17 protein-coding genes are annotated in these 15,790 nt (G+C 55.8%); 15 read left to right on the forward strand and 2 right to left on the reverse strand.

Translation table 11 applies throughout. The features are described 5' to 3' along the window. Positions 1-18: 18 nt before the first annotated feature. The 6 genes from ABWH92_RS12810 to ABWH92_RS12835 all read left to right on the forward strand — a co-directional run bounded on the left by ABWH92_RS12810 (position 19) and on the right by ABWH92_RS12835 (position 4,528). On the forward strand, positions 19-699 hold the full coding sequence (locus tag ABWH92_RS12810; protein ID WP_375568946.1) for an HAD family hydrolase: 681 nt from the start codon (positions 19-21) through the stop codon (positions 697-699). Beyond that, positions 700-1,014: a hypothetical protein gene (locus ABWH92_RS12815; RefSeq protein ID WP_375574306.1), complete on the forward strand. Its 315-nt coding sequence runs from the start codon at positions 700-702 to the stop codon at positions 1,012-1,014. After that, positions 951-1,106 (forward strand): TauD/TfdA family dioxygenase, encoded by a 156-nt coding sequence (locus tag ABWH92_RS12820; protein ID WP_375568948.1) that lies wholly within the window; start codon positions 951-953, stop codon positions 1,104-1,106. The genes ABWH92_RS12815 and ABWH92_RS12820 overlap by 64 nt, the downstream gene beginning before the upstream one ends. A 727-nt stretch (positions 1,107-1,833) precedes the next feature. Beyond that, positions 1,834-2,229: a hypothetical protein gene (locus ABWH92_RS12825; protein ID WP_375568950.1), complete on the forward strand. Its 396-nt coding sequence runs from the start codon at positions 1,834-1,836 to the stop codon at positions 2,227-2,229. Beyond that, positions 2,226-3,968 (forward strand): extracellular solute-binding protein, encoded by a 1,743-nt coding sequence (locus ABWH92_RS12830; RefSeq protein WP_375568952.1) that lies wholly within the window; start codon positions 2,226-2,228, stop codon positions 3,966-3,968. Before ABWH92_RS12825 ends, ABWH92_RS12830 begins: the two co-directional genes overlap by 4 nt. Positions 3,969-4,198: 230 nt before the next feature. Next, positions 4,199-4,528, forward strand: coding sequence for an antibiotic biosynthesis monooxygenase family protein (locus tag ABWH92_RS12835; protein WP_375568954.1), 330 nt, complete (start codon positions 4,199-4,201; stop codon positions 4,526-4,528). Between the two features lie 38 nt (positions 4,529-4,566). Here the strand turns inward: ABWH92_RS12835 and ABWH92_RS12840 are convergent, their stop codons facing one another. Continuing rightward, complete coding sequence (locus tag ABWH92_RS12840) at positions 4,567-5,472, reverse strand: LysR family transcriptional regulator (protein WP_375568955.1); 906 nt, start codon at positions 5,470-5,472, stop codon at positions 4,567-4,569. A 142-nt stretch (positions 5,473-5,614) separates the two neighbouring features. Between ABWH92_RS12840 and speB (ABWH92_RS12845) the strand changes: the two genes are divergently transcribed. From speB (ABWH92_RS12845) to ABWH92_RS12885, 9 genes are all read left to right on the forward strand, one after another. Next, positions 5,615-6,541: an agmatinase gene (speB, locus tag ABWH92_RS12845; protein ID WP_375568956.1), complete on the forward strand. Its 927-nt coding sequence runs from the start codon at positions 5,615-5,617 to the stop codon at positions 6,539-6,541. A gap of 6 nt (positions 6,542-6,547) precedes the next feature. Continuing rightward, positions 6,548-7,612, forward strand: coding sequence for a phosphotransferase (locus ABWH92_RS12850; RefSeq protein WP_375568958.1), 1,065 nt, complete (start codon positions 6,548-6,550; stop codon positions 7,610-7,612). Continuing rightward, complete coding sequence (locus tag ABWH92_RS12855) at positions 7,612-8,961, forward strand: aspartate aminotransferase family protein (RefSeq protein ID WP_375568960.1); 1,350 nt, start codon at positions 7,612-7,614, stop codon at positions 8,959-8,961. The genes ABWH92_RS12850 and ABWH92_RS12855 overlap by 1 nt, the downstream gene beginning before the upstream one ends. A 297-nt stretch (positions 8,962-9,258) precedes the next feature. Continuing rightward, positions 9,259-10,287 (forward strand): ABC transporter substrate-binding protein, encoded by a 1,029-nt coding sequence (locus tag ABWH92_RS12860; protein WP_375568961.1) that lies wholly within the window; start codon positions 9,259-9,261, stop codon positions 10,285-10,287. 74 nt (positions 10,288-10,361) lie between these two features. After that, complete coding sequence (locus ABWH92_RS12865) at positions 10,362-11,150, forward strand: ABC transporter permease (RefSeq protein ID WP_375568963.1); 789 nt, start codon at positions 10,362-10,364, stop codon at positions 11,148-11,150. Positions 11,151-11,153: 3 nt separating this feature from the next. Next, positions 11,154-11,954, forward strand: a complete 801-nt coding sequence (locus ABWH92_RS12870) for an ABC transporter ATP-binding protein (protein ID WP_375568965.1) — start codon at positions 11,154-11,156, stop codon at positions 11,952-11,954. Then, complete coding sequence (locus ABWH92_RS12875; protein ID WP_375568967.1) at positions 11,951-12,730, forward strand: SDR family NAD(P)-dependent oxidoreductase; 780 nt, start codon at positions 11,951-11,953, stop codon at positions 12,728-12,730. Before ABWH92_RS12870 ends, ABWH92_RS12875 begins: the two co-directional genes overlap by 4 nt. Next, the gene (locus ABWH92_RS12880) at positions 12,727-13,482 is read left to right on the forward strand and encodes an SDR family NAD(P)-dependent oxidoreductase (RefSeq protein ID WP_375568969.1); all 756 of its coding nucleotides are present in this window, start codon (positions 12,727-12,729) and stop codon (positions 13,480-13,482) included. The genes ABWH92_RS12875 and ABWH92_RS12880 overlap by 4 nt, the downstream gene beginning before the upstream one ends. A 22-nt stretch (positions 13,483-13,504) precedes the next feature. Continuing rightward, on the forward strand, positions 13,505-14,416 hold the full coding sequence (locus ABWH92_RS12885; protein WP_375568971.1) for a polysaccharide deacetylase: 912 nt from the start codon (positions 13,505-13,507) through the stop codon (positions 14,414-14,416). Here the strand turns inward: ABWH92_RS12885 and speB (ABWH92_RS12890) are convergent. Beyond that, positions 14,413-15,387, reverse strand: a complete 975-nt coding sequence (speB, locus tag ABWH92_RS12890) for an agmatinase (protein ID WP_375568973.1) — start codon at positions 15,385-15,387, stop codon at positions 14,413-14,415. The two genes, ABWH92_RS12885 and speB (ABWH92_RS12890), sit on opposite strands and share 4 nt — an antisense overlap. Positions 15,388-15,790 lie beyond the last annotated feature (403 nt).

Consider the following 15,790-nt stretch of genomic DNA (forward strand, 5'->3'; position numbering starts at 1 on the left):
ACACAAGGGACATCTGATATGAAAGCGATCTTGTTCGGATCGATCGGATCAGTCGTTGAGACATCCGAAATACAACGCGCAGCCTTCAACCAAGCGTTCGAAAAGCACGGCCTGCCATGGGTTTGGGAGCGCGATGCCTACACACGCATGTTGAGTGACTCTGGCGGCGCGGCACGCATTGCGCGGTACGCCGAAAGTCAGGGCACACAGGTTGACGCAAAAGCGATCCACGCCACGAAAACGGCCTTGTTCCAGGATGCATTGAAATCAAACACTCTTTCCGCACGCCAAGGCGTGACAGATACCTGCCATGTTGCCAACAGCAACGGTTTGAAACTGGGTTTCGTCTCCACGACATCGCGCGCATCTCTGTTGCTGACCCTGACGTCGCTGGAAGGTTTGGATGCCAGTCAGTTTGATCTGATCACCGCTGATGATTGCGGCGTTGCTCCCAAACCAGATCCGGCCATTTATCGCCTCGCCCTTGAAAAGCTCGGTGTCGAGGCCCGGGACGCCATCGCCATAGAGGACAATCCAGCAGGCGTGGAAGCCGCGGCGGATGCTGGCATCAAGGTGATCGCGTTTCCTGGCGCAAACACACATCATCTGGATTACAGCAAAGCCGACCATGTGGCGGACAAAGATGTCTATGCAACGTTTCTGGTGGCCTTTTCATCCATGACGCAAAGCACGTCGTAGATGGACATCGTCAATCTGCAGAGCGATGTGGCAGAGGTGCCCTTGGTTCAAAGCGATCCTGGCGAGATTAAGCGGGCCGTCGCGCACCATGGCGCTGTGAAGCTGAAGGGTGGCGCGTCTGGTGCCAAGGCTTTTGTGGACCTGCTCCGGCACTTAGGACCGCTGATGTTCACCGAAGGCGAGACCCCGGTAGAGGGTTTTGAGGACCTAAATGTCGTGTCCAATGTTGGCCGCACGACACCACCAAAAGCGTGCTTCACTCCGACACCAGCTACATCAAACAGCCGCCAAGCTATGGCGCCTTGCTTGGGGTGAGTGTTCCGAAAAGCGGCGGTGCCACGCTCTTCACCGATCAATATGCCGCTGCAGATGCGCCGCCAAAGGAGGCAAATTCTATCTCGGCATGATGTCGATGGTGACACCACCGGTTGGGATCGGAGCTTTCTTTGCCGCTGCGATCGCCAAGGCCAAGCCCATGCAAGCAGCATTCGTCGTGAAAAAAGAGACTAGCTGCCTACAGGCCGAACCGTCGGATCCTAGATTCCGACTGCCGCAATCGTCGTACGGGGGTAAGTGGTCATACCCACTCTGAAACAGGCTCAAACCTTAACGATAACTGATGGAAAGCTGCAAGTTGGCTGGGTCGCTTGCCTGAAACCACTTATAGACAGTGCCAGCGTCCAACATTAGGTCTTAAAACACCACAAGTTTTTCCCATGCTGCGCATTACATCACACTGGTATATGTCCAACACATTAAACCCAGCGACGCTCAATTTCCGACCAACTCAAATGGTGCTGATAAGAACGCTGGCGGGACCGCCAATGAGCGAAACCATTCGTTCGTAGCGCTCTACAGTCTCGACAGCTATCGACTGGCTTTTTCGGCACCGAAAGGCTCTTACAACCCCTCCCGCTTCGGCGCTGATGAGCTCTCTTTTGTCGTTTCCTGCAGCAGCAAGATCGCCTGGAATTTCAGCACATCTATAACTTGACTTTTGATCTCAACTTTTATTTGTTGCGATTCAAAGGCAAGTTTTACTTGCGCAATCACGCGCACATTGACCTGCCAAGACGAAGGTTTTGCATGCAAGAATCGTTAAAAAGCGCGCTTTTGCCCTGCGTGAAAGCGTCTATGTTGGTTGCAATTGCGCTCGTTTTGGTGGGGCCGGTTGTTGCTGCTGACTACCGCGTGAGCCTCGTTGAAGCGGGCACCCGTGACTATTATTGCACCACCACCATTGAGATCGAGAACATCTCCAACGCACCGCTTGTCGGCATCAACACCTTTGTTGATTTGATCGGTTCCAACGGACTGATCAACACCTCGCGTGGCGTGTTGGCCGGACCAATTGCGCCGGGTGATGCGCTTCAGATGACAATGGACGCACCCAACGAACCGTGCGCTTCGATTGAAAGCTATGTGCTCGTGGTCGGAACGTGTCAGGTGGAGGGAGGGTTCCGAAACCGCGATGAGTGTGCCGCCGCGTTTGAAGTCGTGGAGCCGATTACCGGCGCCCACGGGCGATGATCCAGCTCTCCCGCAGGCGCGCGATCCAGCTTGGCGTTGCATCGCTCACCGCCAGCCTTTTTCAGCCAGTCGGTTCATTGCTTGCGCTGGGCGCAGATGGCGAAGCTCTCGCCCATGGCGCCTCACCATTGGGGGACCTGGCCTACCGACCAGGCTTCGAACACTTTGTGCATCGTAACCCAGAAGCGCCCAAGGGCGGTGTCCTGCGCTTAGCCCGTATTGGGGCTTTCGATACGCTGGACACGCTGCGTTATCCTGGGCGCCCGCCATCCGATCTGCGCTTGATCTATGATCGCTTGGTGATCCCAAGCCCCGATGAACCGGCCAGCTATTATGGTCACTTGGCCGATGGTATGGCGATCTCAGATGATGTGTCGCGCATCACGTTTCGCTTGGCCACAGACGCTCATTGGCACGATGGGCAACCGCTGACACCGCAAGACGTTCTCTTCACCTTTGAGACGTTGAAAACGCTTGGCGCCCCTTTTTACCGTCAAGCCTATCGCGCAGTGCGCTTGGAAGAGACGGCAGAGCGAACCGTCACCTTCATCAATGAAGGTGCACCTGATCGTGACCTGATCGGCGGCTTGGCCAGTCTTCCCATTCATCCCGCGCATCGCCAAGAGCCGCCTGGCCCTGAGAACCTGCCTCTTGGCAGCGGTCCCTACCGGCTGTTGCAGAGTGATGCGCCAAGCCGTCTGATCCTGGAACGTGTGCCCGACTACTGGGCGGCTGACCTTGGGACCGTTCGCGGCGCTTTCAACTTTGATCGTCTGGCCATTCGCTACTACAGAGACGCAGATGTGGCCTTTGAGGCCTTTCGTGCCCGCGAGTACGATGCCCGTGTTGAAACCAGCCCAACGCGTTGGCGTAATGGCTATGATGACCTGGCCGATGCTTCGCCCGCCGTTATGCGCGCAACAACGCCCAATGATGGTCCAGGCAAGCTACATGGGCTTGTGATGAATGTGCGCTCTGGTCCACTCGCTGAGGTTCGGGTGCGCCGTGCGTTGCATCTGAGCTTTGATAGCGCCCAAACACTAGAGCGCTTGTTCGCCGGCTTCTTTCAGCCAATCGCAAGCTTGTTTGAAGGCACTGCTTTTGCTGATGCCGATTTCGACCCCAATGCCGATGGACCGCCGTTGGGCAGTCGTGAGGCAGCCCGCTTAGCGAGCCAGTTGTTGGATGAGACAGGCTATCGATTGGATGGAACACGTCGGGTCGATCCGCAGACGGGCGCGCCTTTGCGCTTCGAAGCGGTCTCCACAAACCCTCTCTACGCCAGTGTGCTAGGCGAGGTGGTGTTGGCCTTCCAGCGCATCGGCGTTGAGCTGGTGCCCCAGACCTTGGAGCCGTCCATCGCGTCGCGCCAGTTGCTCGATCGCCAGTTCGACCTTGCCACTCTTGCTTGGGCGCCTGGCCGTTTGCCTGGATCTGCTGAACGCTTGCTGTGGCACAGCGACTTGGCAGCGCGACCTGGCAGTTACGCACTGTCTGGTTTGGACGATGCGAACATCGACGCATCTTTGGATGCCTTATCGTCAGCGCGCACGATGGAGGATGCCGTCGCCGCTGGCCGCAGCTTTGACCGGCTGCTGCGCGAGAGCTTTGCCTATCTGCCTCTTTGGCGAGATGGCGAAACGCGGCTTGCCTGGCGCGAGGGAATTATGTCCGTCGACGATCCGGAGCTTGGGCGTTCGCCAAGCTTTCTTGCTGACTGGTGGTCGAGCGATGCGTAGCGATCTGCTCACCGCAGTGTTGCGCTTTGCCTTAACGCCGTTTCGCAATGGCCAAGCGCCCTTGGATGCTCAACCCTGCTGTCATGAGGCCGCTTTTCGCTTGTACGGTCGTTGCAACGAAGAATGTTGTGCCGATTCTCAGGTGTATGGATTCATGGAAAGCTGGGCTGAAACCACGCGGCAAAGCCGTTTTCTTGATCTCACAACATCACAAGGGAGACGATAAGCTGATGTACATCGCTATGAACCGTTTCAAAGTAAAGAAGGGCGAGGAAGCTGCTTTTGAAGCTGTCTGGCAGAACAGAGAGATCCACATCCACAAAGAGCCGGGCTTTGTACGCTTTGCTATGCTCAAAGGCCCTGAAGCAGAAGACCATACGCTCTACGTGTCACACACCACATGGACGGATGAACAAGCGTTCCTGGATTGGACGCGCAGTCAGTCTTTTCGTGATGCGCACAAAGGTGCTGGCCAGAACAAACCGCTCTATCTGGGACATCCCAACTTTGAAGGCTTCAGCGCTGTCGAAGGTTTGGAGCTTGAACTGGCCGAAGCCTAATTTGGCGTAGCTTCTAGCTCATTTTTGCTTAGTCCCAGTCAGTGTGTGCTCTTAGCGTGAGCCATCAACGTCTCTTCAAAAACGCGTTGTGCGCGGGAAATGCGTGTTCCAATTGAAAACGCGCACTCAAAATGGGTGTTGTAGGATAGCTGATCGGGCAAGATTGGTCGCAACATGCCTTTCTCATGCCAGCTCGCCGCAGTTTGATCGGGTAGGTGGCCGATGAACTCGCCTGAGAGAATAAGGGCGACCACGCCTTCCAAATTGCTGCTGTTGGTGGACAGTTTTTTGGGCTGCATGAGCCCTGGACGCAGCATGCCCCCATAATAGTTCTTCGCGGCGTAATCGAACTGCGACAGCTCTTCGATGTCGGGAAACTCGGTGGCGTCAAACAGTGGGTGACCGGGGCCGCAATAGAGTGTCTGACGTTCGTCGAACAGGCTCACATAGCGCAGCCCAGGAGCGTGATTGGGGAACGTGTGGATGCCCGCGTGCAGTTTCTGATCAAGGATCTGACGTTCGATTTCAAGCGGGTCGTGAAGGCGGAGATTCAGCGCAACGGCGGGCATTTTGTGCCGGAGGGTTCGGATGATCCGATCAATGGGAAAGTCTGGATTGCCGAGCAGCGAGTCGGCCGTTGCGATATGAAGCTCGCCGGTGATCTCGCCGCGCAGCGCGCTCACTTTGCTGGTGAAGCGTTTGCAGTTATCGAAGAGTTCTTTGGCGGCCTCGTAAACGACGCGGCCATCATCGGTTAGCGCGAAACCGGCACGTCCGCGGCGACATAGTTTCAGTCCAAGACGTGCTTCCAAGTCAGCCATTTGCGTGCTGATGGTTGATTGGCTGACATTTAAGGCAATTTGCGCTGGTGAGAAACCTCCGGCCTCTGCCACCGTGACGAAGACGCGCAGCAAGTGAATGTCAGGGCTGGAGATCGACATCATAGCCGGGACTCTCTTCGATGAATGTCAATGTAAGCATGCTTTACTACAAATTGCTTAGATGTTTGGTCTGGAGAAGACAATTGTCAACACGACACGGAGGACTCGTCAGTTGGCTCACTTCCAATCCCCCAAGACGCCAGACATGACAGCACCACGCTACAGCGGTCTGGCAACGTTCATGCGCGCGCCAATTGCTGAAGCTCTTGAGGGCATCGATATTGCGATGCTGGGCATTCCTTACGATGGCGCCCTGACCAATCGTCCGGGCGCCCGACATGGCCCGCGTGAGGTGCGCAACCAATCCAGCTTGATGCGCTCTATCAATCATGCAACGCGCATCGACCCTTACGCTCTGTGTTCGGTTGCCGATGTTGGCGATGTGGCCTTTACGTCGGCCTTTGATATCGAAGCGTCGCATCGACAGATTGAAGCCTTTGTCGCCGATGTCGCCGCGGCAGGGGCCTTGCCGTTGAGCTGCGGGGGCGACCACTCGGTGAGTTTGCCGATCTTGAGGGCTTTGGCCAAAGAGCCTGTTGCTTTGCTCCACATCGATGCCCACACCGACACTTGGGACAGTTTCCAAGGCTCAAAATTCAATCATGGAGCGCCTTTTCGCCGTGCCCATGAAGAGGGTCTTATTGACCCGAAAAAAACCGTTCAGATTGGTATTCGCGGTGCCCAAAATGTTTCTGAAGGGTGGGACTATTCGCAAAGCTCAGGCATGCGCGTGATGTTTATCGAGGAGGTTCGCGCCAAGGGCATTCCAGCAATCGTCGATGAGGCACGGGCCGTGTTGGGCAATGGTCCGGTGTATCTGACGTTTGATATCGACAGCATTGATCCAGCTTTTGCGCCCGGAACCGGCACACCTGAGATTGCCGGGCTTACGACCGCTGAGGCGCTCGATCTGATCCGGGGTTTTCGCCATCTGGATTACATCGGTGCAGATGTTGTGGAAGTTTCTCCTCCCTTCGATGTGGGTGGCATCACCGCGCTGACGGCCGCCACAGTTATGTATGAGATTTTGTGTGTGCTTGCGGAGGTGCGCGCCGCCAGTGCGCGCACGTAGGCGGCGATGATGATGGCCAACCAGACGGCACAAGCGGCAGGTCTGGCTGACAGCTACACGCCGATGCCGGAAGACGAGGCGCATAATCTGCTGCATCGGCACTATGGCTTTACCGGTCAGTTGAAACGTTTCGCCACAGAAAAGGATGACACGTTTGGGGTGAGTGCTGACGACAGGCAAGCGTTTGTGTTGAAGATCGCCAACCCCGGTGAAAGCTTTGGTGAGATTGACTTTCAACACGCCATTTTGCGCACCGTTGAGCGGCGTGATCCGGGGCTTCCTGTACCGCGCGTGATTGCCACGAGTGAGGGCCAACATCTTTTCCAGATCACTGATCGCAACGGGCAAGATCGCTATGTGCGATTGCTGAGCTTTTTGGATGGTACGCCGCTGGATCAAACCCATTCCAGTTCCGAGCAGCGTCGCCAGATAGGGAAAATCTTGGCACGGCTGCGGCTGGCAACCGAGGCTGTGTCGCATGCGGCAGAAGACCGGGTGCTTGCGTGGGATGTTCAGCACCTGCTGTCCCTTAAGCCACTCCTTGAGGAGATCACTAACCCCGATCAAAAGCAGGCTCTTCAGGCCGGCATGGGGCGGTTTGAGGCACTGCTCCCAGACATTTGCAGCTGCCGGCAACAGGTTTTGCACAATGATTTTAGCCGCTCTAACATCGTGGTTGATCACCAAGCGCCGGAGTTTGTCACGGGCATCATTGACTTTGGTGATGCGGTGAAAACAGCGGTTGCGATCGATGTATCGACGGCGCTCCTCAATCAGCTTCCACGCGAACCAGAAGCGGACATGTTTGCCGCTGGTCGCGATGTTCTGGACGGCTATTTGAGCCAGACCGATCTAACGGACGATGAGCTACGCCTCATCCCGCATCTGGTGATGGCACGTGTGGTCGCCCGGGCGCTGATCACGCTTTGGCGTGCGCGCATGTTTCCTGACAATCAAACCTATATTCTGCGCAACACCGAGCAGGGATGGCATCAGCTGGCTTGGTTTCTTGACCGACCAATGAGCCAGGTCAGCATGGAGCTGCTCGATGCCCGGGCAAAGGGACACTGATGGCAACACGTTCAAACACGCCGCGTCGCGGCAAGATGGTCAACGGGTTTGACCCATCAACGACCGGTACGCTGGATAAGCGGACCCGCGATTTTGTGGAACGTCGCGCCCATCTTCTTGGGCCCGCCTATCGCTTGTTCTACGCCGATCCGGTGGAGTTTGTGCGCGCCCATGATGTGCTGATGTACGATGCCGATGGCAACGAGTACCTGGATGCCTACAACAACGTGGTATCAGTGGGGCACGGGAATCCGCATGTTGTTGAAGCGGTGCATGCGCAGATGCAAACGCTGTGCACCCACACACGCTACATGCATGAAGGTATTTTGAACTTTGCCGAAAAATTGCTCGGATCGTTTGAAGATAACATCGGGCACATGATGCTTACCTGTACCGGGTCGGAAGCCAACGATCTGGCGTTGCGGATGGCCAAACACCATACGGGCAACAAAGGCATTATCGTCACCTCTGAGGCCTATCACGGCAATTCAGACCTTTCCGCTAGCTTCTCTCCGTCCTTGGGCGAGAACGCGCCGTTGGGAACCTGGGTCCGGCGCGTTCCCGCCCCGGACACCTATCGTGCTAGCGCCAACGATATGGGCACATGGCTGGCAGGCGAAGTGTCCAAGCAAGTTCATGATCTGCAACGTCGAGGAGAGGGGGTGGCCGCGTTTGTTGTGGACTCGCTTTTCTCATCGGACGGCGTGTTTGCCCATGATCACCCTATTCTGAAGCCCGCAGTGGACGTGGTGCGCGAGGCTGGCGGCCTGTTTGTCGCCGATGAAGTTCAGTGCGGCTTTGCGCGGTCAGGGTCGCACATATGGGGTTATCAGCGCCATGACGTGGTGCCTGATATCATCACCATGGGTAAGCCCATGGGCAATGGCTACCCGGTTGCTGGGGTCGCGATGCGTCCAAACGTGGTTGAGGCGTTTGGCAACGATATGCGCTACTTCAACACCTTTGGCGGCAACACGGTCGCGGTGGCTGCCGCCAATGCGACATTCGATGTGATTAAGGGCCAGAACCTTCTCCACAACAGCGCCCAAGTGGGCGCGATGCTCAAGGCAGGTGTTGAAAGCTTGGCTCGCAGCGATGAGCGCATTGGCGATGTGCGTGGCGCAGGCCTTTATCTGGGCGTGGAGATGGTGAGTAACCGTGCGACCAAAACACCAGATTCGAAGCTAGCCCTTGGCCTTGTCAATGCGATGCGCGCAAAGCGCGTGCTCATATCGGCGACTGGTTTCAATGCCAATGTTTTGAAAATTCGCCCGCCTTTGACTTTCACACCGGCGCATGTTGATCGGTTTTTGAGTGCGCTTGAGAGCGCATTGCGCGAAAGCCGTTAGCCGTTCGGTTGAAAGTGGCATGCTCCTATGCCGCAAAACCACGTTTTGCGGCGCGATGGCGTGGTCGGACAGGTCTACCTTTCTGCTCTAATTTTAGGCGTTTTACCGACCGAACTGCCCAGACATGAAGATAGGCGCCTAATGATTATGCGTTGACCTGTTTGCGTGCATTAAATCGATAAATATCGATGCATCATGGGGTAATACCGTATTTATGCGATGCGATTGCCGACTGACCCTCTCGTTCAGGCATTAGGGTCACCTTGTGCTGTGCCGTGCAAACTGGAGATCGTATCAATGACAAAATCAAGTACCCCGGCCAAGCTGAGCAAACACATGCTCATGCCCGCGCTTGTTTCTGCCACTGTTTTGGGCGCTATGGCACCAGCGCATGCCGCCGACGAAATCGACTGTGTGTTTCCCTTCTGGTTTGGGTTTGCTCCCGTCTTTGTTGCCGAAAGCGAAGGCTATTTTGCCAGCGAAGATCTTGAGGTGAGTACCGCGTTCGACAACGACCGTGCGAACGTGCTGCCTGCTATGGCCAGTGGCGCCATCGATTGCACCATGCGCACTATCGGAGAGGTGATGTCGCGCCCACGTACGGCAGACACAACGGGCACTGTTATTGGAACCATCGACGTTTCTGTCGGCGCTGATGGTGTTGTGGCTGGCCCTGAAATTGAAACAGTTGCCGACCTTATCGGCCAGAATTTCGCCGGTGAAATCAATCATCCAGGGACGACCCTTGTCGCGCACGCGTTGGCGCAAGAAGGCCTGAGCATTGACGATGTGAACCTGCAGCTGATCGCCACGGACGACAGTATGGCGGTTTTCGAGGATGACTCCATCGCTGCCGTTGCGACGTGGGAACCGATGATGAGCTCCATCGTCAATGGCACCTCACGTGAAGGTGCGCGTATTTTGCTATCTTCAGCCGACTATGAGGGCCTCATCACCGATGTGATCTTGGTGCGCACCGAGGACTATGAAGAGAACCCGGAAAAGTACGCCAAATTCCTGCGTGGCATCTACCGCGCCATCGACCTTTATGAGGCTGACCCTGAACGTTTCGTGGAAATCGCGGCGCCCTTCTTCGATGTTCCTGCTGATGAAATGTCAGAGGCTCTCGAAGGTGTCCTTTACACCAGCTACGAAGAGTTGGTGAGCTATATGCCTAGCGCCGATGGGCCTGGACGCTTGAAAGAGGTTTTTGATGCGTTCAACGAGATCAATATCTCACTAGACCTTGCCGACGCCCCGCTGGACTATGATGGCCTGGTGTCAGGCGATCTTTTGGTCGACCTTTTCGAAGGCCATGAACGCTAGGTCCACCCTTGAGATCACGCGTCTTTCAAGATGCGTGATCTCCAACTGTTGCCGCTGAACAGGTTGCTCATTTCGTGCTGAAAACCCTCGTTTCGTTCCGCAAGCAGCTGCCGCGACGCACACAGATCGTTCTGGGTGTTTTTGGCTTCGCGATCTTCCTGACTGCCTGGCATCTCATCGCGATTTCTGGAGCAATACGCCCTGAGTTCTTGCCGACACCTTGGGCGGTGGCTCAAGCTTTTGTGAGCCTGTTCACAGAGCGAGATTTTGCAACTGACATCGGGATAAGTGTCGGACGCGTCTGGTTTGCCTTCCTTTTGGCTGTGATCGTTGCGATCCCACTGGGACTGCTGATGAGCACCTACAGAGCTGTTGGCGCTTTGTTAGAACCCTTCATTGATTTCATTCGCTATCTTCCGGTACCAGCTTTGGTTCCGCTGCTTGTGATCTGGTTTGGCGTTGGTGAGGCGTCCAAGATCGCGGTGCTTTGGATGGGTACATTTTTCCAGCTCATTCTGCTCATCGCTGACGATACCAAACGTGTGCCGAGTGAATACATTGAGTCTGGGCATACTCTTGGTGCGAGCAAGGGCGAAATCATGCGCCACATCATCGTGCCGGCCGCTCTGCCCAACATGGTCGATAATCTGCGCATCACACTAGGCTGGTGTTGGACCTACCTCATTGTTGCTGAGATCGTGGCGGCCAACTCCGGCATTGGTCACGTCATCTGGTCGCTGCGCCGGTTCGTGAAGACGCCTGAGGTGATGGCGGGCATTATTGCCATCGGGATTATTGGCTTGCTCACCGACCAAGCTTTTCGCTTCGCCCACGCGCGGCTCTTTTCTTACCAAAACCGGTGAGCGATGCAGAACTTTATCACCATCAATGACATCTCCAAAACCTTCTGGTCATCCGATGGCAAGGTTGAAACGCCGGTTATTCAACCGCTGTCGCTGTCCATCGACGAAGGTGAGTTGGTGATGTTTCTTGGCCCATCGGGCTGTGGCAAGACGACGTTGATGCGCATTGTTGGTGGGCTGGAAACCCAAGACAAGGGATCGATAACTTTGGCTGGGGACGTGTTGAGCGATCCCGACCGTCGCCGAGGCATGGTGTTTCAGGCCTACTCCTCGTTTCCGTGGCTCACGGTGCGCCAAAACATCAAGTTTGGCACACGCTATCGCAAAGACATCTCCAACGCGGAAAAGGAAGAGGTCACCGACCGCTATCTCAACATGGTTGGGCTTTCCAACTATGCCGACTTTTACACCAACCGAATTTCAGGTGGCATGCGCCAGCGTGTTGCCATTGCTCGTACGCTCGCCTCGTCGCCCGATGTGCTGCTGATGGATGAACCCTTCGGAGCGCTTGATGCTCAAACACGCGAGTTCCTCCAATTCCAACTCATGGACATCAACAAGCAAGAGAAGAAAACCACCATCTTCGTCACCCACGATGTTGAAGAGGCGATCTTGCTGGCCGACCGTATCTTGATCTTTTCGGCTCGGCCAACGCGGGTCATCAAGGAGATCAGGGTTGGTGATGTGTTGCCCTATGATGATCGACGCAATGGAACCGCCAACATGGAAGCCTTCTTCAGGATGCGTGGTGAGATACTTGAGATTCTGCGGCAAGAGTACCGTCGCGCGCAGGGTGAGACATGACCGAGATGGCTGATTTTTCTGGCAAGCATGTTGTGATCACCGGTGCCAATCGTGGCATCGGACTTGGCATTGCAGAAGGTTTTCTAAAAGCCGGTGCCGACTTGACCATTTGCGGCCTGGAAGACGAGACGCCGGAAATCGCTGCGCAACTTGCCCAGACTCATGGGCGCTCGGTGAAGGGTGTCACTTGCGACATTTCTGATCGCCAACAGGTGCTGGCATTCAGCGAGCACTGCGACAGCCTTGATGTGTTGATCAATAATGCTGGCTTTGAGTTCATCACACCGATTGCTGATCCTTCGCCACGGGTTGATGATGTGTTTGAACGCATCATCATGACCAATGTTGTTGGCACCTTCTCTGTAACACGGGCTTTGTTGCCCAAGCTGGTGGATGGCGGGCGGATCGTCAGCACATCCTCGATGTGGGGCAAGACGGCAGTTGCTGAGTTCAGTGCGTATTGTGCCTCCAAGCATGCGGTGATCGGCCTAACCCGGTCGCTTGCGCAGGAGCTCGCGCCGCGCCGAATCTCAGTCAATGCCGTGTGTCCAGGTTGGGTGCGTACCGTGGCCTCTATGCGCTCGCTATCGGCCATGGCTGCGCGTGAAAAACGCAGTGAAAGCGAGCTGCTTGATGAGATTGTAGGCGCACAGGCGCTTCCCGGTTTGATGGACCCGTCCGACATGGCGGCGATGTATCTGTTTCTGGCTGGACCGGCAGCCGACAACATCACCGGTCAGTCCTTCACGGTTGATCGTGGGGAGTTGATGCAATGAGCGCGTCAGATGGGTCAGAGTTGCAAGGCCAACGAGCGCTGGTGACCGGCGCTGCGCGCGGCATTGGTGCGGCGGTGGCACAGTCTCTTGCGCAAGCGGGCGCCGATCTTATGGTCTGCGACCTGGCTGATCCCGTTGAAACAGTAACCGCTATTAAGCGGGCAGGCGGGTCTGCTACGGGCATGGCGTGTGATGTGAGTGATGCGAACGCGACTGCTGAACTCTTCGGAGCCATTAACCAGTCTTGGGGCGGGCTTGATATCGCGGTGAACGCGGCTGGCATACTGATTGAAGCCAAGATCGCTGACATGGATGTCGCGGACTTTGACAGGATCGTGGCGGTCAATCTGCGCGGCACCTTCCTGATCGCGCAGGGTGCGGCGCGTCTTATGCGTCAAGCTGATGCGGGCCGCTTGATCACCATCTCCTCAGAGCTTGCCTATCTCGGGCGTGAGGATTTTTCCGCCTATTGCGCCACCAAGGCAGGCGTTGTTGGGCTTACACGGTCGCTGGCTCGCGAACTCGCTCCTGACATTTTGGTCAATTCCATCGCGCCTGGCCCGACAGATACGCCGATGCTTGATCAGGAAAGCATGTCGCCGGAGTGGCGCGAAAAAGAACTGCAAATCCCGCTAGGCCGCTTTGGGAAACCGCAAGAGATCGCAGCGCTGGCCCGCTTCCTATGCGGGCCAGATGCCGGCTTTTTCACTGGACAGACCCTCAGCCCCAATGGCGGCGCGGTGATGATTTGAGTTTCTTGGAAGGATAGAGCTGATGTTGCAACGTCCCGTGCCCTGGCCAAACGATGCAAAGGTCGCTTGTGCGATTACGCTGGATATGGATGCCGACAGCCTGGTTCACATCCACCATGGTGAAAATGCTCTGACCAAGCTCTGCACCACATCGATGTTGCAGTACGGGCCTAAGGTCGCGATTCCTCGCATTCTTGATACCTTTGAGCGTTATGGCATGAAGCAAAGCTTCTTCATTCCGGCTTGGTGCATCCAAAACTATCCGCACACGGTTGAGGCCATCGTGAAGGCTGGCCACGAGATTGGTTTTCATGGGTACATTCATGAAGCCCCCAATCAGCTTTCAGCTGATCAAGAACAGCATTGGATGGGCCGGTCGATCGAGATCATCGAGAAACACACCGGCCAAAGGCCGCGGGGCAATCGCGCCCCGCTTTACCATATGTCAGACCAGACGCCTGATTTGCTGGTTAAAGAGGGTTTTGTCTATGACAGCTCGCTGATGGGCGACGAGGTGCCCTATATCTTGAAAACAACTGCCGGTGAACTTGTTGAGTTGCCCGTCAGCTGGGCGACCGATGATTGGCCACCCTATGTGCACTGCGCTGATCTGGACTATCAGTTCCAAATCATGCCGCCGGAGCGGGCTATGGAGATTTTCATGGCAGAGTTCGAAGCGCTACGTGCGCATCCTGGGGGCTTGTGGATCGGCGTTTGGCATCCCTTTGTCAGTGGGCGTTTGTCCCGCTGGATGCGCGTTGAAAAGATGATCGATTACATGGCGCAGACCGGCGATGTTTGGTTCGCGACGATGGAAGAGATAGCGCGCCATGTTCAAAGTGTGCGAGCCGATGGCAGCTACGATGCACGCGTGGACACGTTGCCCTACTACAGCGAAAACCAGGTTCCGACCGAGCTCCAAGGCAAAGCCTAACCTGCTCGATTGTGCATGATGTGACCGATGGTGTTCATGAGGATCTGGGCGGCAAGGATCGCCGTCGATCCGGTGTGATCATAGTCCGGCGCCACTTCCACCAAATCCAGACCGACTATATCGCCACGCGCCGCCAGCCCAGTAAGCAGTTCCAGAACCTCATAGTAGAGAAAGCCTCCATGGCTTGGCGTGCCGGTGCCGGGCGCAATGGATGGGTCGAACCCATCAATATCAATGGTGACGTAGTAGCGTTGCTTGGCTGGGATGCGATCAAGTAAAGCCTCGTTGCCCAAAACGCGCGCTTGTCGAACACTCAAGATGTCGCTGCCTCGGGCACGCGCATCTTCATAGCCTTCCTTGGCGGTTGAGGAGACATTGCGAATGCCAATCTGGGTCATGCCGCTGATGTAGGGCTTCTCAATGGCGCGGCGCATCGGATTGCCATGCCCGTTGCGCACGCCGTGGCGTTCATCGACAAAATCCAGATGCGCATCGATCTGAACCAGATGCATCGGGCCGTTCTTCGCGCAATCCTCTTCAAAGGCGTTGATACAAGGAATGTTGATGGAGTGATCGCCGCCTAGAACCACTGGGAGAGCTCTGGCATCTAAAATCTTCTTCACGCCATAGGCGATGTTGGCGTGACTTTTTTCGGTGTTGGTGTGGACGATATCGGCATCGCCCAGGTCAATGACACGCACCACCCCGGCTTCTAAAAACGTCTTGTCCTCCTCGTGATCATACGCGCCGCCATGACCAAAGGAGAACAGCGTGGATGCCTCGCGGATTGCGCGTGGTCCAAAGCGCGCACCGGCGCGCCATTGGGTTCCAAAATCAAAGGGTGCCCCCAAAATCGCAACATCGGCATCGATGGCATCCCAGTCTTCGACATATCGGTTTTTGCCGAACGTGCTGATGCCAACAAAAGGTAGGTTGAGCCGCCCACCATCATAGCCTGCTTTGCTGCTCATCGACTGTTCCTTAGACACAGGGATTGGAAGGGGAAATCTGATATCAGCATCATGAGAACGTAAGGTCAGATGGGCAAGGTGAATCAGGTCGCTTTCGCCTCTAAAGCTGGTTTTTCCAGCACGTTTTTTGCTGTCTCTTTGCAGGTCTGCCGAGCAACACTGGCTCGTTGGATATCATGAGCATGATGGTCTGCTGATGGGGGATGGTTTGCGGCGATCAATACGTCTGTGTGCGCGACCTTTTTTGGTGCAGATGTGTGAAGGCACAGGCTCAAAGACTTGATGCTGCTGGGCGCCTTATCGTTGGTTGCCAACCTACCCAAGGATGCATGCTCCTTGACAGATTGCGTTGAGTGCGACCCAATTGCTCACCGGATCGATGCACTCGATGAGACTGTCCTGG

The sequence above is a fragment of the Ahrensia marina genome (genome assembly GCF_042140245.1).
Taxonomy (GTDB): Bacteria; Pseudomonadota; Alphaproteobacteria; order Rhizobiales; family MH13; genus MH13.